The organism is Paenibacillus sp. NPDC058177 (assembly GCF_042883835.1).
GTDB lineage: Bacteria > Bacillota > Bacilli > Paenibacillales > Paenibacillaceae > Paenibacillus_AQ > Paenibacillus_AQ agri.
The window spans coordinates 367359-392556 of sequence record NZ_JBHVVB010000003.1; the positions used below are offsets into that span (position 1 = coordinate 367359).

General features: G+C 44.2%; 14 protein-coding genes. 3 read left to right on the top strand and 11 right to left on the bottom strand.

All coding sequences use genetic code 11. The features are described from left to right. Window position 1: 1 nt before the first annotated feature. Together ACFVU8_RS15610 and ACFVU8_RS15615 are read right to left on the bottom strand one after the other, a co-directional pair. Window positions 2-700, bottom strand: coding sequence for an HAD family hydrolase (locus ACFVU8_RS15610; protein WP_387428306.1), 699 nt, complete (start codon window positions 698-700; stop codon window positions 2-4). Window positions 701-721: 21 nt separating this feature from the next. Continuing rightward, complete coding sequence (locus tag ACFVU8_RS15615; protein ID WP_387428307.1) at window positions 722-2698, bottom strand: CocE/NonD family hydrolase; 1977 nt, start codon at window positions 2696-2698, stop codon at window positions 722-724. A 315-nt stretch (window positions 2699-3013) separates the two neighbouring features. On the opposite strand from ACFVU8_RS15615, the gene ACFVU8_RS15620 reads away from it, so the two are divergent. Then, a complete protein-coding gene (locus ACFVU8_RS15620) occupies window positions 3014-4360 on the top strand; it encodes an LLM class flavin-dependent oxidoreductase (RefSeq protein WP_387428309.1) in 1347 nt (448 codons plus the stop codon). Between the two features lie 257 nt (window positions 4361-4617). On the opposite strand, the gene ACFVU8_RS15625 is transcribed toward ACFVU8_RS15620, so the two are convergent. The 4 genes from ACFVU8_RS15625 to ACFVU8_RS15640 all read right to left on the bottom strand — a co-directional run bounded on the left by ACFVU8_RS15625 (window position 4618) and on the right by ACFVU8_RS15640 (window position 8563). After that, a complete protein-coding gene (locus ACFVU8_RS15625) occupies window positions 4618-5964 on the bottom strand; it encodes an O-acetylhomoserine aminocarboxypropyltransferase/cysteine synthase family protein (protein WP_387428773.1) in 1347 nt (448 codons plus the stop codon). 189 nt (window positions 5965-6153) lie between these two features. Continuing rightward, window positions 6154-7194: an NADH:flavin oxidoreductase gene (locus tag ACFVU8_RS15630; RefSeq protein ID WP_387428311.1), complete on the bottom strand. Its 1041-nt coding sequence runs from the start codon at window positions 7192-7194 to the stop codon at window positions 6154-6156. Between the two features lie 211 nt (window positions 7195-7405). Then, window positions 7406-7981, bottom strand: coding sequence for a TetR/AcrR family transcriptional regulator (locus tag ACFVU8_RS15635; protein ID WP_175371146.1), 576 nt, complete (start codon window positions 7979-7981; stop codon window positions 7406-7408). An 81-nt stretch (window positions 7982-8062) separates the two neighbouring features. Beyond that, window positions 8063-8563, bottom strand: coding sequence for a hypothetical protein (locus ACFVU8_RS15640; RefSeq protein WP_387428313.1), 501 nt, complete (start codon window positions 8561-8563; stop codon window positions 8063-8065). A 438-nt stretch (window positions 8564-9001) separates the two neighbouring features. Here ACFVU8_RS15640 and ACFVU8_RS15645 point away from each other — a divergent pair, with 438 nt between their 5' ends. Both ACFVU8_RS15645 and ACFVU8_RS15650 read left to right on the top strand, forming a co-directional pair. After that, window positions 9002-10876, top strand: coding sequence for an ATP-dependent DNA helicase (locus ACFVU8_RS15645; RefSeq protein ID WP_387428315.1), 1875 nt, complete (start codon window positions 9002-9004; stop codon window positions 10874-10876). Between the two features lie 152 nt (window positions 10877-11028). Next, complete coding sequence (locus ACFVU8_RS15650; RefSeq protein ID WP_387428316.1) at window positions 11029-11355, top strand: hypothetical protein; 327 nt, start codon at window positions 11029-11031, stop codon at window positions 11353-11355. Window positions 11356-11639: 284 nt separating this feature from the next. On the opposite strand, the gene ACFVU8_RS15655 is transcribed toward ACFVU8_RS15650, so the two are convergent. The 5 genes from ACFVU8_RS15655 to ACFVU8_RS15675 form a co-directional block, all read right to left on the bottom strand. Further along, window positions 11640-15707 carry an S-layer homology domain-containing protein gene (locus ACFVU8_RS15655; protein ID WP_387428318.1) on the bottom strand — a complete coding sequence of 1356 codons (4068 nt, stop codon included), beginning with the start codon at window positions 15705-15707 and terminating at the stop codon, window positions 11640-11642. Window positions 15708-16277: 570 nt separating this feature from the next. Beyond that, entirely contained in the window at window positions 16278-16799 is a 522-nt protein-coding gene (locus tag ACFVU8_RS15660) for a GNAT family N-acetyltransferase (protein ID WP_387428320.1), read from the bottom strand. A gap of 23 nt (window positions 16800-16822) precedes the next feature. Beyond that, a complete protein-coding gene (locus ACFVU8_RS15665) occupies window positions 16823-17563 on the bottom strand; it encodes a class I SAM-dependent methyltransferase (RefSeq protein WP_387428322.1) in 741 nt (246 codons plus the stop codon). 649 nt (window positions 17564-18212) lie between these two features. Continuing rightward, window positions 18213-18914, bottom strand: a complete 702-nt coding sequence (sigK, locus tag ACFVU8_RS15670; RefSeq protein WP_066373374.1) for an RNA polymerase sporulation sigma factor SigK — start codon at window positions 18912-18914, stop codon at window positions 18213-18215. Window positions 18915-19113: 199 nt separating this feature from the next. Further along, the gene (locus tag ACFVU8_RS15675; protein WP_387428324.1) at window positions 19114-25182 is read right to left on the bottom strand and encodes an S-layer homology domain-containing protein; all 6069 of its coding nucleotides are present in this window, start codon (window positions 25180-25182) and stop codon (window positions 19114-19116) included. Window positions 25183-25198 lie beyond the last annotated feature (16 nt).

Consider the following 25198-nt stretch of genomic DNA (forward strand, 5'->3'; position numbering starts at 1 on the left):
CTTACGACGATGCGCCAAGTAGCTGCGGAAGCTCCTTAATGGATGAAAGAGTCGGCACTGGTCCAATCTCCTCAATCCCAAGTCTGCCAAACCGGTTGATGAGACAGCTCTCCATCCCCACGCGCTGGCTGCCAATGACATCGTCATAATAATTGTCGCCCACATACAGGCTTTGCCCGGCGCTCACTCCTGCCAACTTCAAGGCCTTCTTAAAAATCGCTTCATCCGGCTTTACCACGCCCACCTCCGAGGAAATGACAATCTGATCAAAGAAGTGCAACAGCCCGTTCTCCTCCAATACCGTTCGAGCTGTAAAGTCCCAATTGCTAATTAAGCCGATGCCGTAGGAGTGCTCCTTCAGCAGCCCCAGCACCTCCAGCGTTTCAGGAAAAGCGCGCCACCCGCTCTGTTGTCTGGCCTCAATTTCCCGTAGCCTCCGGCATTGGTGAACCAGATCGAAATGTACGTTCAGCGCGTAATTCAAGACACCGATGTACCACGGATAGAAGGTTTCCGTGCCTCTGCCGAGCGCTCCCGGATACTGGCGCATGAACAGTTTGTCGGTATGGTGATAGGCTTCCTCAATGTCGGCAAGTGACCTCTCTATGCCTTGTTCGAGCAAAAATTCACGGTAAGCTGCCTCCCTTTCCAAATAAACCAGAGTGTATCCAAGATCGAACCAGATATAAGCTACTGTCATCCCCTGCACCTCTTTTGTTCTTCATTCTCCGATGATAGGCAACTTGAGCCTTGATGGATAATTGTTATCGTGAAAAAGTGTCTGTGTCGCTGTAACGAAGTCCCCTTCTGTCACCTCTCCGGGATTCAGCAACCGGTTCGGATTCCGGTCAAAGGTAGGGAACAGCGAACTGGTCACGTCCAGCCTGATCGCATGACCCGGCAAAAATACGATCGCCGTTGGCCCAAGCGAGAGATGAAGCTCCATCACCTCACCCGGCACAATCGGATCGCGCCGTTCCAGCCCGTTCCGGTAGCTAACCCGCAGAATCCCTTCTGCAACGTTGAATGCACGGCCATCCGGGTGAACATCAACTAGCTTGGCGACAATATCAGTATCCTCAGCACTGGAGGAAACAAAAAGTACGGCGACAATTTCTCCGATGACGGTCAATTCCCGGGTCAGCGGCTCTGAGGTATAAACAAGCACATCGTTCCTCAATTCCACAGGGATTTGATTCTTCGGCCCCATCGGCGTAAGGTCCGGTACGGCACCTGACCTCCCGCCAAGCGCAGGCACTGGAATGGAAGGATGGTAGACATACACATCCGGGTATTCATCCGTTGGATGTATAGTATCCAGTCGCCCATCTCCATTGATGGAGTTAGCTTTGTGCGTGTTATGTAAGTAGTAATCCGTAATCCGCGTCTCAGGCAACGGCCACTCTTCCGCCTGCCGCCAGCTGTTGCTTCCCATTAGGAAGAACTGGATGGGGGCTTTGGAGGCTACAGGTGAGTTAGGTGCTTCGGATGATCCATGCGCGGTTGCTACGTGCGACTTAATCGCTTTGGATGCTTCATGCGCGTTGGATGTTACATTCGACCTAGGTGCTTCGTGTGACTCATGTGCCTCGAGTGCTACGGGTGACTTATGCTCTTCAAAAGATTCATGCGCGTTGGTTGTTACATGCAACTTAATCGCTTTAGATCTCCCATGCACCGCGTATGCTTCAGATGCCGCGAGTACTTCGGCTGTTTCACGCTCCTGCGGCACCTTCCCCTTCAGCCATCTGTCGAACCACTGTAGTTGCAACGCATCAACCCGGTTAGCCGCTTCCGGGCCAAAGTCCAAATCACCTACATATCTGGACCATGGCATATGAAACCACGGCTCAATGTATAACTGCTGGTTCTCTCTGGCCACCTGAGTGGCTCCATGCTGACGGACACCATTATAGTTCTCAATCGTTCCGTCGATGAACAGGTCGTACCAGCCGCCGATCTGCAGAGCAGGCACCGCAATCTTCTGATACTGCTCCTTTAGTGACGAGGGAAGCCAGTATTCCTCTCTTTCTGGATGCTCCAGCCATTCTTTATAAAAGGGAACCAGTTCCTCCAGCGGCCCCGGCAGGTTCTTCAGCGGAAGCTTACTATATAACGAATGGATTCCCGCATACAGTCCGGGGATATCCGCCGCCCAATCACTCCGCCCCCGGTGCAGCGCTGTATCCTGGGCCACGAACAGCACCCAAGACAGCAGGCTCGCCAGTGCAAAAGCGCCATTGCGATACGTCTTCCCTTGATAGGCATCCGAGCCGATCATTCCCGGAGCAATACATGTCAATGCAGGTGGCCGGGCCAATGCGGCTTGCCATTGCACAGCCCCGCAGTAGGAGAACCCGTACATGCCAACTTTGGGCAGAGCGCCAGGAAGCGCGGATGCCCATTGAACCGTGTCGTATCCATCCTCCTCTTCATGGCTATTAGGATGAAACTCACCTTCCGAAGCCCACCTCCCTCTGACATCCTGCACCACAACAATATATCCCTGCCGTGCATACCAGGACGGATGGGCATAATTCATCGTCTGAGCATCTTCCTTGTTATATGCCGTTCTGAGTAACAGCACCGGATAAAGGCCATCGGATTCCGGGCGGTACACATCCGCATACAAGAGGGTTCCATCCCTCATCGGTACTGGCACATTTCGTTCTACGACTGCCGCGCCTATCCTTGCCACTTCCTCACCTCATCTCATAAAAAAAGATGCAGCTCTAAATGGTTGATTTAGAAGCGGCATCTCCAGTTGACTGGTCGCGCATTTATTTATTTCCGAGTAATTCAATCGGTTATATTGAGGTCATAGTATCGCAAATTTTAACGATCGTCAACAACCTATTTTTTTGCTAATAATTTGAAAATTTAATGGTTGACAAACCTAGTTCATCTATTTAAAATCTTCTGCATAATACCTATTAATCAAACCTACATACTTATTCATTACATGAGTTTCGACCAGTCAACTGGAGACCCTCATTTAGGAGGAATGCCCCAAATGACACGCAAAAGAGAAATTAAATTATCCGCCTATCTCGTCGGAACAGGTATGCACGCTTCATCGTGGAGACTGGAGTCTGCACATCCCGGTGCCAGCATAGATATTGATTATTACCGTGAGCTTGTACGAACCGCTGAACGCGGGAAGTTCGATGTGGCTTTTCTCGCAGACAGTCTGGCGATTAATGAACAATCCCACCCCAATATCCTCAACCGCTTCGAGCCTATTACGCTAATTGCCGCGCTGGCAGGCTCTTCTTCAAAGATTGGTTTGGTAGCCACCGCTTCCACCTCTTACATTGAACCCTTCAATTTGGCTCGTTTATTCCTGTCCGTGGATCAGATCAGTAAAGGGAGAGCAGGCTGGAATATCGTCACCACCCGGGACTTGTCCGGGAATACAGCCCGGAACTTCGGAGCAGAGTCTCACTTCGAGATCAACCATCGCTACAAAAGAGCCGAAGAGTTCGTAGATGTCGTGCGCGGCCTGTGGGATTCTTGGGAGGACGATGCTTTTCTGTATGATAAAAAGTCTGGACAGTTCTTCGATCAAGATAAGCTGCACCGGCTCCATCATAAAGAGGAGTTTTTTGCCGTGGAAGGACCACTAAATATTGCGCGTTCACCACAAGGTCATCCCGTACTGGTTCAAGCAGGTAATTCGGAGGCTGGGCGGAAGTTCTCAGCACGAGTCGGAGAAGTTGTTTTCGCCATTAAATATAATTTTGAGGATGCCAAAGCGTATTATCAGGAGTTTAAGCAAGAGGTAGCCTCTTATGGCCGGAATCCGGACGACGTCTTTATTCTGCAAGGAATCTCTCCAGTCATAGCTGCCACGGAAGAAGAAGCTTATGCCAAGCTGAAACGCTTGGAAGATTTGCTACCGGATAGCGATATTCTTGGCTTCCTGGCCGATTATTTTAAGGAGATTGATTTCAGCGGATTTACGACACAGACCACCGCCGCGCAGGCAGGACTGATCCACTTGGAGGCCCGGAATCCTGACTATGTCAAGCACCAGCCTGTCATTGCCCGGGAGAATCCTACGCTCAGGGAAGTCTATTCCCTCATTATCGGCTCCTTCAGCCAGGACCATCTGGTAGGCACACCGGAGAAGATTGCGGATACTCTGGAAAAATGGTTCCTGGAAGGCGCAGCCGACGGTTTTATGCTAATGGCCCCCTCACTGCCAGACGGACTTGAGGAATTCGTGGATCAGGTCGTGCCGATTCTGCAGCAGCGCGGGTTGTTTCGGAAGGAATATGAAGGCAGCACTTTGAGGGAACATCTGGGGCTGGAAGTCCCGTCGAATCGTTATGCTGCTAAGGAGCCCGCTTCGTTGTAGTGGGGAACATAGCAACTAAATAACCGGCAGCCGGAAAAAACTAAAGCAGCGACTCTCTAAAATACTGGAGAAAGGCTGCTTTTTGTATGCTTGAATATTTAAAGCGTTATGAGGCCGCTATCACTTTTTAAATAAATCGCAATCGGTAGTAGCCATGTACTCAATTGGCTTTTATGTTCATAAAATAAAACGGCCTTATCGCAAGTAAATGCGAAACAAGTCCGTTTTGTGCATTATTCTATCCTGGCTAAACGTTGCTAACCAGTTACTTGCTCCGTCTCCGGGGTTTCTCTTCCCTCAGTTGCATCCGTAACAGCCAGCTGTGCCTTCTGAATCGCCTGTTCCAGATCCTCCTTCAGATCCTCGGGATCTTCAATGCCGATCGACAGTCGAATCAGGTCGGGAGTAATGCCTCCGGCGAGCTGCTGCTCCGGTGAGAGCTGGGCATGTGTCGTACTGGCCGGATGGATCACCAGCGACTTGGCGTCCGCTACATTGGCCAGGTGCGAAAATAGCTCCAAGCTATTGATAAAGTCATTCGCAGCCTCATAGCCTCCTTTTAAACCAAACGTAAAGATCGACCCCGGTCCCTTCGGAAAATAGCGCTCAGCCAACGAATAATAGGGGCTGCTGGGCAAGCCCGGATAATTGACCCATGCTACATCCGGGTGGTTCTCCAAATACTCAACAATAACCCGCGTGTTTGCAAGATGCTTTTCCAGTCTCAAAGATAAGGTCTCCAAGCCTTGCAGCAGTAAAAAAGAATTAAACGGGCTGATCGCCGCCCCCATATCTCGCAGTATCTGCACCCTGACTTTAGTGATATACGCGAGTTCCCCGAACTTCTCGACATAACGGAGATTATTGTAGCTGCGGTCTGGCTCCGTAAAACCCGGAAATCTGCCGCTAGTCCAATCAAATGTGCCCCCATCCACAATCAGGCCGCCGATGGAGGTGCCATGTCCGCCAATATATTTCGTCGCCGAATGCACTACAATATCCGCACCGTGCTCAAACGGACGCACAAGGTAAGGACTGCCGAACGTATTATCTACGATTAATGGAATGTGATGCTCATGAGCAATATCCGCTATAGCTTGAATATCCGCGACATTCAAACCTGGATTGCCAATGGATTCAATGAACAGCGCTTTAGTACGATCCGTGATAGCACGACGAAAATTGTCCGGATCATCCGGTGAGACAAATACGGTGTTGATGCCGAGCTTTGGCAGACTGACCTCCAGCAGATTGAACGTACCGCCGTACAAGGTGTTGGCCGCAACAATCTCATCTCCGGCTCCGGCCAGATTGAAAATCGCATACGTTACCGCTGTCGAGCCCGAAGCTACAGCCAGCGCCCCCACACCACCTTCCAGTGCGGCGATCCGCTGCTCCAGCACAGCATTCGTCGGGTTGCTGATCCGTGTGTAGATGTTGCCCTCTTCTTCAAAATTAATCACTGCGCTGGCATGATCCGTACTTTTGAACACAAATGAGCTGCTCTGATAAATTGGCACCGCCCGTGCCCCAGTAGTCTGATCCGGTTCTTGCCCAGCATGCACCTGCAACGTATCGAATCTCCACTTCTTGCTTCCGTTCAGCCTTTCGCTCATCCGCTCTCTCTCCTTTGGCGATAAACGCAAATAAGAGACTGGGCGGGTCACATGTCGTGAACTCCGCTTCAGTCTCCAGTCGAACTGGTCAACCACACCAATATATTATTATGTCGATGAGATAAGTATGATTTAAATTTTACATATAATAGTGTGTTCTGTCAATTGAGAGAGGTATTAATGAAGTGTTTTTAATGCTTCTGCTGTAAAAGGAACCAGCTCATCCGTACGGCCATCACGGATTTTGGCTGCCCACTCAGGATCAGCTAGCAGGGCACGGCCTATGGCCACCAAGTCAAACTCTTCACGTTCGATTTTTTGGATTAGCTCATCAACCCCAACTTGATTTGCCCCTTTTCCTTCAGTGAAAAGACTCGTGAAATCACCATCAAGACCAACGGATCCAACCGTAATGGTCGGTTTGCCTGTCAGCTTCTTGGTCCAGCCGGCAAAGTTCAGCTCAGAACCCTCGAACTCAGGCTCCCAGAAACGGCGAGTGGAACAGTGGAAAATATCCACACCAGCATCAACCAGTTGCGCCAGGAACTGTTCCAGCAGTTCCGGTGTTTCAGCCAATTTAGCTGTGTATTCAGTAGATTTCCATTGCGACAAACGCAAGACGATCGGGAACTCTGGTCCTACGGCCTGACGGCAGGCCTCGATAACCTCCACAGCAAAGCGAGTGCGTGCAAGCATGCTACCACCATAACGGTCAGTACGCTGATTGGTTTTTACCCAGAAGAATTGATCGATCAAATATCCATGCGCACCATGCAGCTCAATCCCATCAAATCCAAGCCGCTTAGCTTCGGCTGCTGCCTGTGCGAAAGCTTGAACGATATCAGCAATTTCCGCTTCCGAATAATCATTCACTTGGCCTTTTGCTCCCATATGCCAGATCTGTGGGATGATCTTGCCGCCTGCTGCATGCACCTCAGCCACCACATTAGCCCAGCCGTTTAGTGCAGCTTCACTATAAAAGAACGGAACGTTAGCTTGATTGGACGCATCTGGATGATTGATTACTGTTCCTTCGGTGACAATAAGTCCCACACCATTCTCAGCTCTGCGGCGATAGTAGGCAGCTACATTAGCTCCAGGCACGCCGTCCGGAGAAAATTGACGGGTCATCGGTGCCATTACGATGCGATTGGATAATTTCAAGTTGCCTAATTCAATAGATGTAAACAGGGATTCTACGGATTGAGTATTGTTCATAATAGCCTCCAAATTTAATATATATTTTTCGAAAAATTTAAGTATTATCACAGACCCATCGCCTGCGCTTAAGATCAACTTTACTTCGATTCAAATTTAGCCTAAAGGCACATACCGAAACGCATCACCTCCTTTAATGGAATAATAGTGTTCTACTCAATAGCAACGACTTTTACTTGACTACAGAGTCAACAACTTGGCAAAAAAAAGATCAAGGCGAAATTAATGAAAAAGACACTCGCAAAACGGCCTCGATCTGTTCCCGGGATGCACCCGATTTCTCCATTATTCTCGCGCCGATAATAGCGTTGTGCAGATAAGATGCCAACTCTTTGCTGGAATAACGGGTCGTAATCAACTGCTGCTCCTGGCCACTGATGATGATCTTCTCTAGTACATGTTCAGCTTCAGCGAACATCAACTCTATTTCACCGGTGACCTGATCGTCTTCTGTTCCGAACTCCATTGCGGAATTTACCATCAGGCATCCGCGACACGAGACTTCCTCGTCAAGAAGAGATTCGCGTAAAGACTCCAACTTGTCCAGTGGAGACATCTTCTGCGCTTCTAACTTTTCGAGTATTGCTATGCTGTGTTCACGATAGCGTACCAACGCCTTCAAGAATAACGTCCGTTTATCGTTAAAGACGCAATAAAAACTTTGCTTCTTAACCCCCGTCGTACGGGTTAAATCCTCATAGGAGGTTGCCTTGAATCCTTTATTCCAGAATACTTCCATAGACTGGTGCAACACACGATCGACATCAAACTCTCTTGGTCTGCTCATGGGAGTTACTTTATCACTTCTTGACTACAGAGTCAACAATTTATCATTAAGGACATTCCCCATACTAAGATGGTGAAGATGTTACTTGAAAAATTCATCTCCCTCAAACAGATCCTTTTGAGAGGCTACTCTCATCTCTGAGTTTGTTTCTAGTTGCATCACCACCTTGCCCGAGGCGTGTTTGCCAGCCCATTTAATTGAACTGCCCCCTTTAGGTATAGATACTGTAAGCTCAGTTGCTCCTTCCCCTTTCCAAAGAGTTATCAGTTCTTTATTTTCATTAACCTGGATAATTTTAAATTTATCGTTTTTAGCATTTCCACTAATGTTAATCTTTGTAGTCACGTCCGCATCTGACATTATGCTCCATACAGTATAGACCCCTGAAAAGCCCGAGAATTTGATCTCTGCATGGTCCTCTGTAATCTTGCCTGTCTTACTCCCAAATGTGTAACTATCCCCTGAATCCATTAAACGCTGGTTATCATTGAAGATTGTTTCTTGAGTATTTGATCCGATCCCGCATCCCCCGACAATAAAAATAAGCAATATAATGGAAAATGATTTTAACAGTTTATTCAAAAGATTGTCTCCTTTAAATAGAGTTTATATCCTTCATTTACAAGAAGTATTTTACTACAATCGAATTGGAATTAATGCTAAAAATATCATGATCTACAACAAAAATTCCATCAACGTCCGCTTCGCTATCCACTCATCCTTCCGGCTGATGCCAAGCGCCTTGATAATTGCCCACTATGTACTCCCTCTCCGCTTTATGTTCTCACACTTGACTGGAAGAGTAGTTTAGAAGATAATTACAACCTCACCAAAAAACTATAGCAGGAAGAACATTGATTATGAAAAGGGGCGGTCGTTATTAGCTGGTTAAGTGATCTCAATAAATTACAGAAGCGGGAGCTAAAAAAGGACATCGAACCCTCTTTAGTCAATGCCATCTTCCGGATGTATGATAGATTTCCCCGGATTGGACTTAAAGAGCGGCTCGGGCAGCAAGATATGTCTCTGGATATCGCGGATGCTTATATTAATGGACGCAATGCAATGATTGAAGCCGGAGTTGGCATCGGTAAGTCCTTTGCATACCTCATTCCCAGCCTGCTCATTAACCATATCTCACAGCAACCGGTCATTATTGCCACATCCTCCATACAGCTTTCAGAACAGATACATAAGGATCTGAGGTTCATCGGAAGCCGGCTCGGATTTACAAGGGTTCGCTCTGTAGTCGGAAAAGGGATGGGACAGTACGCTTGCCGTTACAGAGCAGCAGACCTGTTACAGACGGATGATTCAAGTTCCCCGCTATCCACACTTGCCCGGCAGATTGTGAATTATGAAATTGATGAGAGAGCAGATATTAAGGGCGGTATTAGTGATGCTGTATGGTCCAACGTGTGTGTCAATGATTGCAAATTTGAACGTTGCCAATATAAAAGTACATGTTCTTTTTACGAGATGAGGGCTAAAATTAATGCAAACGCCAGCGATATGGATTTTATCATCGTCAACCAGGACCTGCTCATCCGTGATTTGATCAAGAAAAAAGAAGGAACGAAGGGACTAATCACTGAACGGCCCGCTCTGATCGTAATAGATGAAGCTCATAATTTGGAGTCAAAGGTTAGAGATGCTGGGACGATCGAGTTTACATTCCGCAGAACCGGCCGTATTCTGGATGACGCTCTACAGATTCTCTTCAAGCAATCCGCAGATAGGGAGCTTATGGCGCAATTCAAATTTTTAAAAAGATGCGTTAGCCATATTTTCAAACAAGTCGAGACGGATTTGCTCCAAACAGCCAAGCAGGACAATGACCGTATAAAAGTATCGGAGATCACAGGAGTTCCCTTAAAACGGGGGTCACAGATTTTAAAAGCGTGTAGTCTCAGCCTTTCCGTCTTAACTTCCAAGCATGAGCGGGAGATCGATAATCTTTTTGAGGATATCAACGGACTTATTGAACTCTTTGATGTACTCGCCAGAGTGAAGGATAATTATCTGATATGGGCAAGCAACACCCAGCGGGAGAGCACCATCAGCATCTGTCCTAAAGGCATAAGCCAATTTTTAAAATATACGTTATTTAACGGGAAGATCTCCGTTGTTTTAACATCAGCTACCATGTGCCAAAACGGGGAGACGCTGGAGGAACAATACGCATATCTCACGCAATCCCTTGGATACAGGGGAGATTATATGGAGCGCCAGGCCTCACCATTTGATTATGACAACCACTCCATGATGTATATTGCCAAGGACATCCCCTACTATAACCATCAGAACCGGGAAGCTTATCTTGAAGCGGCATACAAGGAAATGATGAGGCTCTGCAACTTAACGGATGGGCGGACATTAGTTCTTTTTTCAGCTAAAGAGGATATGAAGTACATCCATAAGAAGTTAAACTCTGAGAAGCTGGCATGGGCGGTGCATGTGCAAAGAGAAGGCTCGTCTCAGGACGGGGTCATCGCTGATTTCCGGAGCAGCAAAGGCGTCCTGCTTAGTACCGGTGTATTCTGGGAAGGCGTGAATATCGAAGGTTCCGATTTGTCGCAGTTAATTATTTTCCGTCTGCCCTTCCCTGTCCCTTCCGATCCTGTCTATGAATATAAAGCGTCTATGGCAGACAATCCTTTGAAGGATGTTTTTGTACCGGACATGCTGCTCCGCTTACGGCAAGGAACCGGGCGTCTGATCCGCAGCGAAACTGACCTTGGTGTACTTAGCATACTGGATTCCCGTCTGTCCAATGGAGCCAGGAAGGATTACCGGGATAAGGTACTGGGAGCTTTACCATTTAAAAGGGTTACTGAGGATTTTAGGGTTCTGGAGAGGTTTGTGGAGGAGAAGGGGATACAACGTACGATTTAAAAGTGAATCAAGCCCATTATGTTTAAAAGCGACTTATCCTGCAGATAAGCCGCTTTTAAACAAACCTTGCATTTTGAGAAAACATTAAGGAATTAGGAGTGTTCACTATAATAAGCTTTTACCAGAGTCTCCCGTTGCCGGTGTATTTATTGGTGTCTATCGGATTAGCTATCCCTTTGATTTTTCATGTCGTAAAGAATCGGCATAAATATGATCTGTTTCTGTCTCTGGGTATGATTCTACTTGCTTGCATGTCTATTATACTTGGTCTGGTTAAGTTTTTTGAAAGTTATTCTCTATTTAGTCAGCAAAGAGAAACAATTGGAAATTGGGCTATGCTTGGTTTCTTAGGATTGCCGCTAATATGTGTCAGTGCCTATAAGAATACAGCAAATGACCCCCAAAAAAGAAGATTAGTGGTGGTTGCGGGGAGTATACTCTTTATTACTGCATTGTTGGTCGGGGGATTGGTATTTTAGCGTAAGCGAGAAAAATCCTCCGCTACGTTCGAAGCATCTGCCGTGATATGATCATAAATACAATGTGGATTTCAGAACGATTAGCTCAGAAAGGAATCGACACCGTGATTCCGGGCGGAAAAGCTCCCGCACAAGTGGTCGAAAATATAAAAGCAAGCGAGATCACGCTGTCAGTTGATGATTTAGCTACCATCGACGGGATTTTCAGTTAAGCATATCATAATATCCTGCCTTTACGTTTTGTTATAGAACAAGCCTGATGCGGTTTCGCATCAGGCTTGTGTTTAATTGATAAACAAAGAGTTATCAATCATATAATAAAGATTTCCCTTATCATCATAGAATATGCTGGTCGCACCAGCTAAATCAATAGATTGGACCTTCTGGAAGGTTGTAAGATCATAAATCCCTTGTTTCCCCAATGCCGTATTATTCACTACATCCACAGCATAGATCGATTCCGGGAATGACCCTTTAACTTCTTGCAGGTTGTCCTTATTAAAGGCTTTGTTCTTTACAATGACCATTCCCAGACTTTCTACTAATAAAGCCGGCGCATCCATCGGTTCTCTGGTTAGGCCCGGATATTCCAGAACGGACTCGTCAACCTTGTTGATGCTGCCATCTTCATGAATAGAATAAGTGTAGACCGTAGATTTAGCTGAGCCGGCATCCCATCCAAATTGGCTCCAGTAATAGAACTTGCTGTTATCACTGGAGAATACCATATCCCCAATACCATCATCAATTATTGTGTTGGGCTGGCTTAGCTGGAAAGTCACTTCATTAAAAATCAACAGCGTTGGAGACCAGTCACCTAAAACGACGTACAAACGGCCTGACTTGTTGTAAATATGGCGATGGGAAAAGTCCCCGGAATCCTCCGGATTCGAATACGTCAAACTCCGGGTAACAGAATAATCACTTAAACTTACCTCAGTCACCAAATTGTACGCGTCCTTATTCACAATATACAATTTTGTTCTATCTTCTGATAAAGTCAGTGCTGACGGTTTATAAGGCAGAGGTACTTTTTTAATAACAGACTTGCTTGCGGTATCAACTACGATTAGATTTTTGAACGCTTGATCAATAGCATAAACCTTATTGTCAGCAGAGTCATATACAGCGCCTACAACCGTTCCACCCAAATAAATCCCCGGGACATCTACCGGCGGTACTTCCTCCGCAAAAGGTTTATCAACAAACTCAAGAATCGTCTTCCCTTCTAAGCTGGTAAATGCAAGTAATTGATTAGTTCCATCAAAAACTCGTTGGCCGGCTCCATCTAAGGTAATAGTATCAACTTTGCTGAAATTACTGTAGTCGTAAGAGTTGATCAGACGATCTTTAATGGTATAGAACCTTCCATGCTTCAAATCAAACGCCATATCATCGTAAGCTCTTTCCATCTTATATACAAAACTCATATCACCAATTCTGTCATACTTAGTTGAAAATACTGTTCCTGCACCATTGAAAAGATATTTTCCGTCCGGAGATAAATTAATCTTTGTCGTCATTGGGTAATCTCCGTGATAAGGAGAATCGTAACTGCTTAGGAATTCGCCATTCTTAATAACAAATGTTCCAATATCTCTTGGAATCGAATTCGTGTTAACGGTATATATCTTATTCATAGTCGGATGCATAAGAGTATGCGTTGCGTGACTGATTGTATAAGATCCGATGGGTGTAAAGGAATCACCAGAATAAGACCGGATTTTCGTCCATTGGCCTGAACCGGATGAAATATACACATAGCCTTCGCGGTCTACTGAAATGCTATAAGGATCGAGATTAATATCATAAATATGACTGATGGTAAGAGTTGCAGCATCCACAACAGCTACAGCACCTTTTTGCTGATCATCAAAAATATAAGGCGAATGCTCCGCTTTCAGGAGAGCAACATACAATTTCCCATCCGCGTAAGCTAAGCTTTCCGGAGGTAGTTCAAACGAAACTTCAGTAGTCTGCCGGGTCTCATAGTTAACCGCAACGAGTTTCTTTTTTTGCTTGTCTGTTGCATAAATAATGGGCTTGCTTGGATCTTGAACGCTGTCAGTAACATTGAAATCTAATAGCATTCGCTCATTAATAAACGTAGTGGCTGAAGCATAATTGCTTAATGCCGACCCGGTGCCGTTAACCACTGCAATCACTTTATAGTAGACCGTTGTATGCGGCGCATGCCCGCTATCCGTATAAACGTTTTCTTTTACTTTCAAAGGTGCTCCCGAACTATCTTTAACAGGAGTATAAGGTCCTTCCGGTGAGCTGCTTTTAAGAATATGATAGTACTCTGCTTTAGGAATCGCTTCCCACTTAATGTTAATATCCGTTCTGGAGGAAGGGGTTGCCGAAACATGAACCGGAGCCGGTACAATGTTCACAAGGCCCTGATATACCCACTTCTTGCCCGCAGCATCCCACTTCGCTTTCAAAACCAGATAATCCCCGTAGAATACAGAAATCAGATCACCATCCACTAAAGGGGCGGTATCAGCAGCTGAAGTCTGATCGGAATGCAGGATAATACCGTTCTGATTGACTTGGAAATGGATGTCGAGCATACCTGTGTAATAAACAGCAGGATAATAGGATCCATTGATAACCGCTTTACTGAGCAAGAGACTTGGCAAAAGATCATAATACTTTTCATTGGAAATGGCAGCAATATATTCGTCCGGAGGAAGAGCACCTTCTTTTACCGTATAAATCCCAACCTGTCCCGCTGTATTCTTATACGCTGTCTCGTAACTTGTTTTATTGCTTTCATTATAAAGTTCCCACTGTATTTTACTATAATTCCCAGGTTCTTCGAACCAGGCGTACAGTTGATCCTCAACCATAAACACTCCTAGAACTTCCGGAAGTTCACCCTGTTCAGGTTGTGGCTCCGGCTGAGGAGAAGGTCCCGGGTTGGATCCGCCGCCACCGCCTCCGCCACCTCCGCCGCCTGCAGCTGGAGCGGCTGGCAACTGTACACCTGGGGCTAACTGCTGTGCCGGATTCGGCTCCGCACCAATTTCTTTGCCGTTAATAACAACTGTCATGCCTTTGGTCAACGTATAATCTTTAATTTCCTGTTCAAATGTAGAGCCACTGGCATTAATGAATGTCTTTGTAATCGTGCCTTTTCCCTTGACTATGGCAGCCGAATTCAAAGTTAATTGTCTAAGTACGCTGTTATCAGCTAAATTCACTATGCTAGCCGTTGCCTCTTTGCCTACCTCAAGCGCGCCAATCTCAGACTTTTCAAGAACATTAACTATCGTTTTATTCTTTATTGTTATAGTTTTGAAGAAACCATTTAAATCAACAGATTCATCGGCCTTCGAAAGATCAAGTTCAATAGAGTCAAAGCCCGATTCTTTATTAATTCCCTCTAGTTTTACTCCTGTTTTTACAGTTGTTTCCTTAATCCGGGTACTGCCTTGAGCTACTATGCGGACTCTCCCCGGCTGCTTATTTACAAGCATTTTATTCAATTGGGAGTCCAACAGATGAATACTATTCTCCCCGCCGCCTGCGACAATCGTTCTTTCCGACACAGTCACCTGATCGAGGTGTACTTCACCTGCACCAATACCCGCAGTTAACAGCAAATCCCCTTCAATTATAGTATTCTTCAGCGTAACCCCTGGCGTGTTAATTGTTACATTTCCCGATATCGTTGTTAATTCCGTTCCGCCAACGGTTCCCTTGTCCATAACAAGCATACCCATTGCTTTATCCAGTATAACAACAGCTTCTGCTCTCGTAATCGTCTGGAGAGGTCTTAACGTACGATCGGGATAACCATTTATGTACCCTTTACTTACAATTTCATTTAAGTAGGTTTTGCTCCAAGCCGGCACTCCGCTGTAATCCTTAAACGCCTTTATTGCTGAATCATCATTAGAACCATTCAGTTGCAACAGCATGTACAAAATTTTCGCGACTTCCTGCCTGCTTATTGCTGCCTCAGGCCGGAACGTATTATCCCCAGATCCGGAAATATATCCGGCTGACTTCGCTTTTCCAATCTCGGAATAATACCATTTATCTGAACTCACATCTGTAAAATCATTCTGGGACTGTTCCTTAAAACCAAAAACTTTGTTAACAATCGAAGCAAACTCAGCCCGTGAAATGTTCGCATTCGGTTTAAAAGTATGATCTGCATAGCCCGAAATCAAACCCTTATCTAACCATTTAGAAATTTGGCTGCTTGCCCAGCTGCTATGAATGTCAGTCATGTTGCCAGTTGGCTGTGCTGAAGCTGCAAGGGTAATGCCTTGACCTCCAAAAATTAAATTCACTAGCACGATCATACCTAATACAATGCTCAAAATTCTTTTCCTCATAATTCCCCCCTGTGATTACGACAGACTAGCTAGTCTTAAATTAGGTCTATCGATCCAAATAGAATCATATAACAAACAAATATCCAAGTCTATACAATAATTCCATACCAAATGATACATATTGTAATGATCAGTAAAGAATAAGCACAGCTGAAAAAGAGGAGAAAAAATGCGGTCTCCTTTGATTTAATCCTCTAAGTTGGAGGCTATACGTTTCATACAGGTGGCAAGCTCTTGGATTTTGGATAGATCAACTTTCTACGCCTTCCTTTGTATTAGGATTAGGCAAAATAACATCCTTAGATTCACAATAGTTCCATATATATAGTAACAATATTAAATCCCGTATGCGAGATATGAGGTAAACACTGTTATTTTAAAAAGCAAAAAGCAACTCTCCTGTAGAAGAGTCGCTTTTCATTCACTTTTATTCTTCTCATATAGACTTTACCACTTCGCCTTATAAAACTCATGATAGAGCTTCATCAGCGCCCTCTCTTCTCCACCTGTATCACCCAAACGGAAGCGATCGAGAGAGAGTTGGCCTTGTGATTCTTTCAAGCTTATAATCTACTTTTCAAAAAATTCTTTAGCATATTCTACAACACCATGGACATCTGAAAGACCACCATCAATAAGCTCAACTGCCATAAAAATATCGTCAGAAACTTCGAATGGTGCTTCTATACCATATTGACTGGCTTTTTTATAACCAAACTTCGGATAATACTTATCATGACCCAAAACGACGGAACCCTTATATCCAAGCTGCTTGGCGATTTTGTGGCCTTCCATGATCAACAGCTTCCCTATGCCCTTGTTTTGTATATCTGGTAATACAGCAACAGGTGCAAGGGCAATCAAAGTTTGATCACCCACTTTTATTTCTGTAAAAAGAACATGACCCACGATTTTGTCCCCATATTCAGCAACAAGAGATAACTCCGGAATATACTTCGTAGAATTCCTAAGCCTGTTTACCAAATTATGCTCATCATGGTCTGAATAGTCAGCATCTTCAAAAGCTTTTTGTACTACATGGTAGACTTCATTAACGTCTTCAATTTTTTCTTGTCTAATTATAATATTCATTGGTTTAACCTCCTGATAGTGGATTATGCCCGCTCCATAGCGTAAAAAACATAGCTATAATCTTGTTTGTTTCTATGGTACACATCAATCTCTGTTTGCAACATTTCGACAACCTGCATTGCCGCAACATTATCTGCGTAATATTCTCTCATGCGTTTGAGATTGTTCTGTATTAGATCATAATAGTGAGTAGTCCAATCGGTACTTGGTAAAACAAAATTCTCTTTTATGGTATACCCTGCTTGCTCTATCTTGATTAGGTTGTTCGAAACGGTATCCATGTCTGGATAATTGTTGTACCAAAATTGGTGACTTTCGACTGACGGAGTATCAGTCAACCAGCTTATCTCACTGCAAATGAAATATCCGTTAGGCTTAAGCAACCTTTTCCAATTATTGATACCTTTCTCGAATCCTATAATATAAATCGCACCCTCAACCCAAATCAAATCAAAGCATTCATCAGGAAAAATGATTTCAAACATCGACATACATGTTGCGGTTACTCGGTTTGAAACGGACTTGAGCTTTGCTGTTTCGTTCAAATGCTCAATATAAGGCTCATGGTTGTCTATGGCTGTAATGATGGCGTTAGGAAAGTACTCCGCCAATAATAAGGTGTGTGCTCCACGGCCACAACCTATATCCAATATTCTGAGATCTGCATCTCTATTGGGGTAGAGCGCCATAGCCCTTGTGGTAGATTCATCACTACCAGGACCTAATCTCTCCATCCTATCAAAAGCTTCAAAAAAGACCTCCACGTTTTCATCAATCCCCTTTGTAAAGCAAATCAATAAACGTTTTAAAAATGCTTTACAAAGAAAAAGTGAGTACAGTCAATAGACTATACCCACTTTTATGCACGATAAGGCATCTGTTTGGCATACTCTGTAAAGCATTTTATGGACGACAAAAATAGCAATAAGTAATTGCCAAAATGTCACCTACAAAAATAAAAATGCTTTTTACAGAGCAATTAACAAACAGACACCACCTTTTAGATTAGATGCATACAGCATACTTTAACACAAGGAATATATCAAGTCACTAAACAAGCTGAGCCAGTAATGACCGGCAGGTTCCATGCCAACGATGACTTTGTTAAGTTTGTAAGACTTTAGCAGATAATGAACTATCTTGTGGGCTTGTTTTAATCTTTGAAACAAAGGCATCAAACTTGCCAAGCACACCATTTTCTGAAAAGTCAAAGTTCTTATCAAGACCTGATGATACTGCCTTAAACGGCGGCAATCACCCAGTATCTGTAAGACAAAACTTTGCTCATAAAATTACGATATACATTTTCAATATTTTTACACAAAAAACCTTCTTTTGCATAATTATATTTTTCACTATACATTTAGATTCTGATAACAAAAAAGAGTCTGTCTATAGACAGACTCGATACTCTCAACGCTTCGCCTTATAAAACTCATGATACAGCTTCATCAGCGCCCGCTTCTCTATCCGCGACACATAACTCCGCGAGATGCCAAGCTCCTTGGCGATCTCCCGCTGCGTCCGTTCTTCCCCACCCGTGTCCAGGCCAAAACGGCCGACAACGACCTCTTTTTCCCGGTCATCCAGGATGTCGAGGTTGCGGTAGATTTTGCTCTTCTCAATCTTCAGATCGACTTCCTTGATTACATCATCGGCCTCCGAGCCGAGGATATCTATAAGAGTGATTTCATTTCCTTCCTTGTCAGTTCCGATGGGATCATGCAGGGAGACGTCTTTGCGGGTCTTTTTTAACGATCTCAGGTGCATGAGAATTTCATTCTCGATACAACGGGCTGCAAAGGTAGCCAGCTTGGTGCCTTTATTCGGACGATAACTCTCGATCGCCTTAATCAGGCCGATGGTTCCGATGGAGATGAGATCCTCCATGTCTTCGCCGGTATTATCGAATTTTTTCACAATATGGGCAACCAGTCTCAAGTTATGTTCAATCAACAAGTTACGGGCCTTGGCATCCCCCTCCGCCATCCGCCCCAGGTACCGGCTTTCCTCTTCTTCGGTCAGGGGCTGTGGAAATGCGTTGTTCCTTACATACGACACCAACAGCGTCAATTCTTTGATCAACAGGGCAATTGTACTTATGATTCCGGGCAATTTGGCGACACCTCCCGCACGTGTACAATGAAACCGATCAGCAATGAGAACTACGGGTTCATGGTCCTTTTATTCTATGTGGGCAGGGGCCTAGAAGTGCATGTACGGGGGAAATAGGTACAAGTTATTCTGGCACCAGAACCTAAAAAATCACATTCTGAGCATAACCTGCTACAGAATGTGATTTTTTATTGTGCTATTACGGTTTAATAACGTTGATCAACATAACAACCATTTCTGCCCTTGTTGCATTGGCACTCGGTTTAAAGGTTCCATCCGGATAACCACTAATGGCCTTGTTTGATGATAATGCGGCTATACTTTCAGCGGCCCATGACGGGATATCGTCAGAGAATGATTTGACATTATTCATGTCAGCTTTTAGCTTAAACGCGTTTTGTATAAGCACTGCAAGCTCTGCTCTTGTTATATTGGAATTTGAGTTCACATAAAACTTCCCATTAACTTTTGAGCCGCTTATTAGCCCATTTACATATGCTGCCGCGATACTAGGCTTGCTCCATTCCGGCACACTGTCCCAGTCTTCAAAATGCAATGCAGCTTTATTGAGATCTGCTGGAAGGCCTAAGGTTAGCTTCTTGGCTCTAGCTAATATTGTAATGGCTTCCCTTCTTTTGGTGTTGCTGTTCGGATCAAAGATATCTACTGATCTGCCGTTTACAAGGCCCAGTGCATAAGCTTTTTCAATAGCTTGTTCTGCCCAAGGCGCTTCTAAATGCACATCCTTAAATGTTGATTTAGCAACACCACTGTTTGGAGTCCGATCATCAATTTTAGTTGTGTCATCTTTTGGAGAAGCAGGTTTAGTTGCTCCACTATCTTGCGAAGCAGGATTAGATGTGTTGCTGTTTGGACTAGGAGACGAAGAACTATCCCCTCCGTTGTTGCTTGTAGTTCTAGCTATAACTACATCATCTTGTGCAGAATTACCGAACGAATCCGTTGCTGTTATGGTGCTGTAAGCCTGCAATCCAGCACTCAACGTTCCTTTGATTGTAAAATTGCCGCGTTCGTCGGCTTTTACCTGATTCCCAAAATTATCTCTCACGGTTATAAATGGCTGTGTGCTGCCTTGAATTTGATAATTGCCGTTTTGGTCCGTAACTATAGTGCCTTTGGAATCAGTATTTACAAATAACGCAGGAGCATCGTTGTTATAATGAACAACAAGACTGTAGCTCGACTGATCGCCATCTTGGTTTTCAGCCACAATTTTAATGATGCTTGAACGGTTTGTATCACTGATCGCAACGGGAACGGAAATCGTACTCTCATAATCGGCACTGCTGTAAATCGTATTGAAGTTAGGTTTGTTGGTCTCCGAGTTAATTGTTCCGTCGCTTTGCAATACGGTAATTTTACTGTCTAGACTCACATTTGCCCCATCCTTTTGATTAAGGAAAGTGGATACAATATCCAGATTGAAGTTTCCATTCACGTAAAGTAAATTGCCCGCTTCTTCGTCTGTTATCACTTTTCCAATACTAGATGTAACATTCAACACCGGATTTCGCGGAACAGGTACAAAGGCAACATTTGAAACCGTCGGGTTGCCGTAAAATTGAGCTGAGCTTGTATCCGTTTTATCGGCATATGAAAAAGAAGATACCATGATTTTGTAACTACTGCCTGGAGTCATTCCCGCAAAATCAACTGTAAATGCTCCATCGACAGCGTAGTCTGGTGAAATACTGTAACTGATCGGTACGCCGGCATGAGGAATTTGATTGCCCGTAGCCTTTCCATCGCTCCCAATTTCATCTGTATAAGATAAAGGTGACATCACAGCTCTACCTTGATCATCAAACAAGTTGACCAGATAACCATCCGCACCGGGAACCTCATTCCACTTAGCCTTTAAAGTTCCACCACCGCCTGCTGATACGGAAACAGAGCTTACAGCACCAGGTGCAAGCGGATTGGTTGTGACCAAAGCTTGCTTAGCATTCATGCTGGAATAAGGTATATTTTTATCTTTATTGTCCTTAGGTATGCCAATAAGCGCAATTCTAGGATAATAACTGCCGCTTTGCAAATGACTCAAATCAGATTGTGAGAATACATAACTGCCACTTATTCCACCGTTCACAACCTGTGCCGGGTCAACGTTAATCGTCTGAATTAGAACGCCAGGGCTTAGGTTTGCTTTGTCGTCGCCATTGTCGGTGGACAAATGTACTTGCACTTGGTAGGTTTCATTAACTGTATCCAAGCCTTTAAGTGTCCAATTAACGGTTTTTGTTTTCGAATCAAGCACTGCACTGTCGGTTTGCGGAATCGGAATGATGTTAAGAACAGCACTTGCAAAAGGCTGGCCTGACGCGGACGAAATCGTCCAGTCTCCTGCTTGATGGCCTAGCTTAAACATAATCGTATCGTCAGACAAAAATGCTGCGTTAGCATTTGGATCATCATAATAGATACTTCCGTCACTCAACGTTTTGGGAAACGTTATGGCATACGGATGACCTTCAGGATCTGTGATGCTGAAATCGTAAGTGCTGCCAGTTACCGTAACCGCGTAATCCTGTGTCAAGCCTGCAGGGAATGTTATCGTATGAATCGTAGATGCGTCATTCGTCTTGATCGTCGGCTGATCGGGCACATCCAAAGAAGCGGCCATTAACTTTCTCCCTGCTGCCTGGGAAGGGCTGGTAGCTACTACTTTAATATTGGAGAAGCTTTGCATCTCACCCGCGAAATTGCCGTTTTCATCATAGTATGTCTTCGTATTGTCCATTTGACTAGAAGGTAACAGGGATCTTGATACAGATACTGATCTACTTCCAAAACTATAATCAGCTTTAAGACCAAAACCCAAAATAGAGAATGTAGCAAACGCGTTGCTGTTGCTCACGCCAACTCCCAGCTTATTCAGTGTTAGCGGTCCAGCAGTAATATTGCCGAACCATGTGCGAGCCAAGGTTATTTTAGGAATTTGTACTTTTCCCTGGAGCAGGCCATTAAAATCAGTCTTTCGTTTCGGATCTGTATAGGCTGTAACATTAGCTTTTCCCTGTGCCATAATGACTTCAAAATTTTTCAGTATACTGGCATCAAGATCCACTTGGAAACTAGCTTTATCCAAATCCCTGTAGAAGCCCGCTCTAAATGACTTAAACAAATCGATTCCCAAGAGATTAGGCATACCAGACAGTTGAACCACTGAAGGGCCTAACACCAGTTCTATACTATTAAAGTGAAACGGTTTTTTATCAGCTGATAAACCAGGAGGACCTATATCTAACTGACCGTTCATATTAAACACGATGGGGGCAATCCCCTTATAATTGCCTGTTATATAATCGCCAAGACCATCCACACCGCCACCAAATTTACTTAAAATAACGGTAGGTAGAATCGGAAGTCCTTTTTCCGAAGCGGCGATAAATTTAACTTTATTAGGTATATATGAGTCATTAATTTGTTTCAAAGCCGCGCTGGCAGCGAAACTCGCTAACTTTGTTTCCAAGTCGAACCCTAGTCCATATATTTTTTCAAAAGTATCGATCGATCCTTCAATTGCCACTTTGTTATCAAGTTTAAACCCGGGAAGCACCTTGCCAGCAAAATCGTTTGGAGGGGTGATAGCACCCGCAGCTTGAAGACCTTTATACACTAGTTTCCCGTCTTTATCCAAAGTATATTGAAGTCTATTTATATCCAGTGAAAACCCAAATTCGTTCCCGCCCGGTATCATGATTCCATAGAAAGCTTTACCTTCAAACATGATGTCGTTTCCAATCAACAAAGCTTCGGTCAACTGTGCTGTAAGCCCCCTGCCAAGCAAAGCCAATCCACCGAGATTATCGATTTTAACATTTTGATTGTTTGGGAACTTCCAATCACCTGTATCTCCTTTTTGATTCTCCTCGAGGTCGTACTCGACTCCTTTTTTCAGTTCAATTTTCGAATTTCCTGAACTAAAGTTCATACCGCCTGCGGACATTCTGACATTCTTGGCATCAACCGTTACATTTCCGTTTCCAGAATCAGTAACTTTCAGTTCACCGTTCTTTTCCAAATAACTACTGACTACAGAATTAATCATCGTTGTGTCTCTGAAGTGATACTCTTTTCCAGTGACAACGAAATTGCCTTTCATTGTAAGTGTAGACTTTCTGCTACCCAACTGTTGCTTAATGTCTGTATCGTTTGCCCCAATAATGACAGAATGACTCTGATTGGATGACACAACGGCTAATACACCAAAGGTCTTATGACTCAATTCCTGTGCATTTTCAATAGTTAATGATTTCTGAACGCCGTTTGCAGAAACATAATAAGTTACATTTTTGCCGTTTGGCAGCATATTACTAGGCACTTTCATTTCAAAAGAGGTTGAAGTTACGTTTGATAAAGTGGCCTGTTGAGTTGGATTGGATGATGTACCGATGTACACCGCCTGATCTCCGTTTGTACTATTCATGTTGGTTCCATTCACCACTATGGTCGTAAATAAACCAGGCAATTTTGAATTTGCGCTTAACGCTTGAATGAGTCTTCCCTTATTAGCAGATTTGACTTTATCCACTAAAGTAATACTTTGCGGATTTGTGTTCAAACTGCTAAGGTCCGCTTTATAGGTGCTTATATTCTGATTCTGAGAATCTGTGCTCACATAGATTGGATCGATATAATCTGCTGTACCATTGCTATTAGTAACTTTTATTAGCGGAGTATGCGTATTATTGCGATCATCCGGTACAGTAAAGTTAAAAGTAAATGGCTGATTTTTCAGCACATTTGCCGGATAAGCCGAAAACTGCGCCTCAGTTTTGGTGTTTTGCGTACCATTGTATACAGGAATTCCTGAATAATCATTAAACTCGGCAACAATGGTTACTCCATCATTGGAAGATACTTGACGACCGCTAGGATAAATGACATAACTATCGCTTATGCTTGAATCGAACGCATGACTACTCTTGTCTAAGGTAGAGATTACAGCATTGTCCGATGTTCTTATAAAACGTACAGCTGACAACGTTTTGTGCGGGTCGGTATTCGTAATTTGAAAATTCACCCGATCTCCCGGATAATAATTTTTGGTGTCAGATGTAATTTGAGCGCTGCTATTATTTTTAGCTGCGGTCGTTATCGTAATTGACGGATTGGCTACGATATTCACTGTCACGTTTGCATCAGTGTAAGGCATAACAAAGGAGTAGGAACCATTGGCATTCTTAGTAACCGGCACAACTTCATTAAAGAGCGCCGATCTTACATCAATACCGGTAATTGAATAGAATTTGGTATTGTAACTGCCAGGATTAATCGTAACCTTCTCTCCCGCCTTTGCACTCGCTGGCGCGCTTGCTGTTGCCTGAACAAAAGTCGAGCCGCCCGAAAGCGTTGAATGGATCACGTTATCTATTGTTTGCCTTACATTTATGTTGTGTGGAGCATTTGCGTTAGTACTTGATTTTACAACAACAGATACAGGCTCATTCGGCATTGTAAATGTATATTGGAATTTATAATTAGTCGTGTCAAAAAGTGTGTTCGTCAGCTCAACCAACTTGGAGGTTTTTGTACCGACTAATTGGACGCCATTAGGAATAACTGCGTTTGAGGAAAGACTCAAGGTTAATTTATCTCCGGCAGTGAAATACTGTGCGGCGTTATATTGATTCGGATAGACATTTCTTGAGCTGTCCGTATAAGCAGCTGTGCCTGTAAAACTAGTCAAAAAGCTTTTATCAATCGAATAAGCCGCATCCGTTCTTACAGTTATGGTTACTGTTCTGCTCGTTTGTGCGGAATTTCCTTTAATGTTCAAATTCAAACCCCAAGCACTATGCGTGGTATCCGGTGTTAAATTGACCAGTACATTGTTTCCCTTATCATCAACAGCCGTAATGCTTTTAACCACTACAGGTTTTAATTGAGACGGGGAAACCGAAGTATTCGCCAATTCTATGCCGAAATCATCTCCACCCGCAATATTCGCTCCCTGTGCAGGAATGGTGGCGCCATTATAATAGGCTTGAAAGAAAGTCGTGTTATCCAAGTTCACTTTGACCAGATTCTGAAAAGTTGCCGGCCAGGTTGCGACAATTGTAAGCGTATCGTTTGTTTTAACCGTACTTGATACGGTAGCTGTAAATGTGCCTGCACCTAAATGGGTAATTCGCCCGGATAAATCTTGCGCTCCGTTTTTCCCGTATGCATTAGCCGTTGCGTCAAACACATAGCCTGTATCGGCTGTAAGTACATATTTCGTTTTATAAGCTGTACCTGACAAATAGGTTCCGCTTGCT

Excerpts from the sequence above, each read along its gene's own strand:
- ACFVU8_RS15610 (WP_387428306.1), bottom strand. The coding sequence starts at position 700 with ATGACAGTAGCTTATATCTGGTTCGATCTTGGATACACTCTGGTTTAT.
- ACFVU8_RS15620 (WP_387428309.1), top strand. The coding sequence starts at position 3,014 with ATGACACGCAAAAGAGAAATTAAATTATCCGCCTATCTCGTCGGAACA.
- ACFVU8_RS15630 (WP_387428311.1), bottom strand. The coding sequence starts at position 7,194 with ATGAACAATACTCAATCCGTAGAATCCCTGTTTACATCTATTGAATTA.
- ACFVU8_RS15635 (WP_175371146.1), bottom strand. The coding sequence starts at position 7,981 with ATGAGCAGACCAAGAGAGTTTGATGTCGATCGTGTGTTGCACCAGTCT.
- ACFVU8_RS15645 (WP_387428315.1), top strand. The coding sequence starts at position 9,002 with ATGTCTCTGGATATCGCGGATGCTTATATTAATGGACGCAATGCAATG.
- ACFVU8_RS15655 (WP_387428318.1), bottom strand. The coding sequence starts at position 15,707 with ATGAGGAAAAGAATTTTGAGCATTGTATTAGGTATGATCGTGCTAGTG.
- ACFVU8_RS15660 (WP_387428320.1), bottom strand. The coding sequence starts at position 16,799 with ATGAATATTATAATTAGACAAGAAAAAATTGAAGACGTTAATGAAGTC.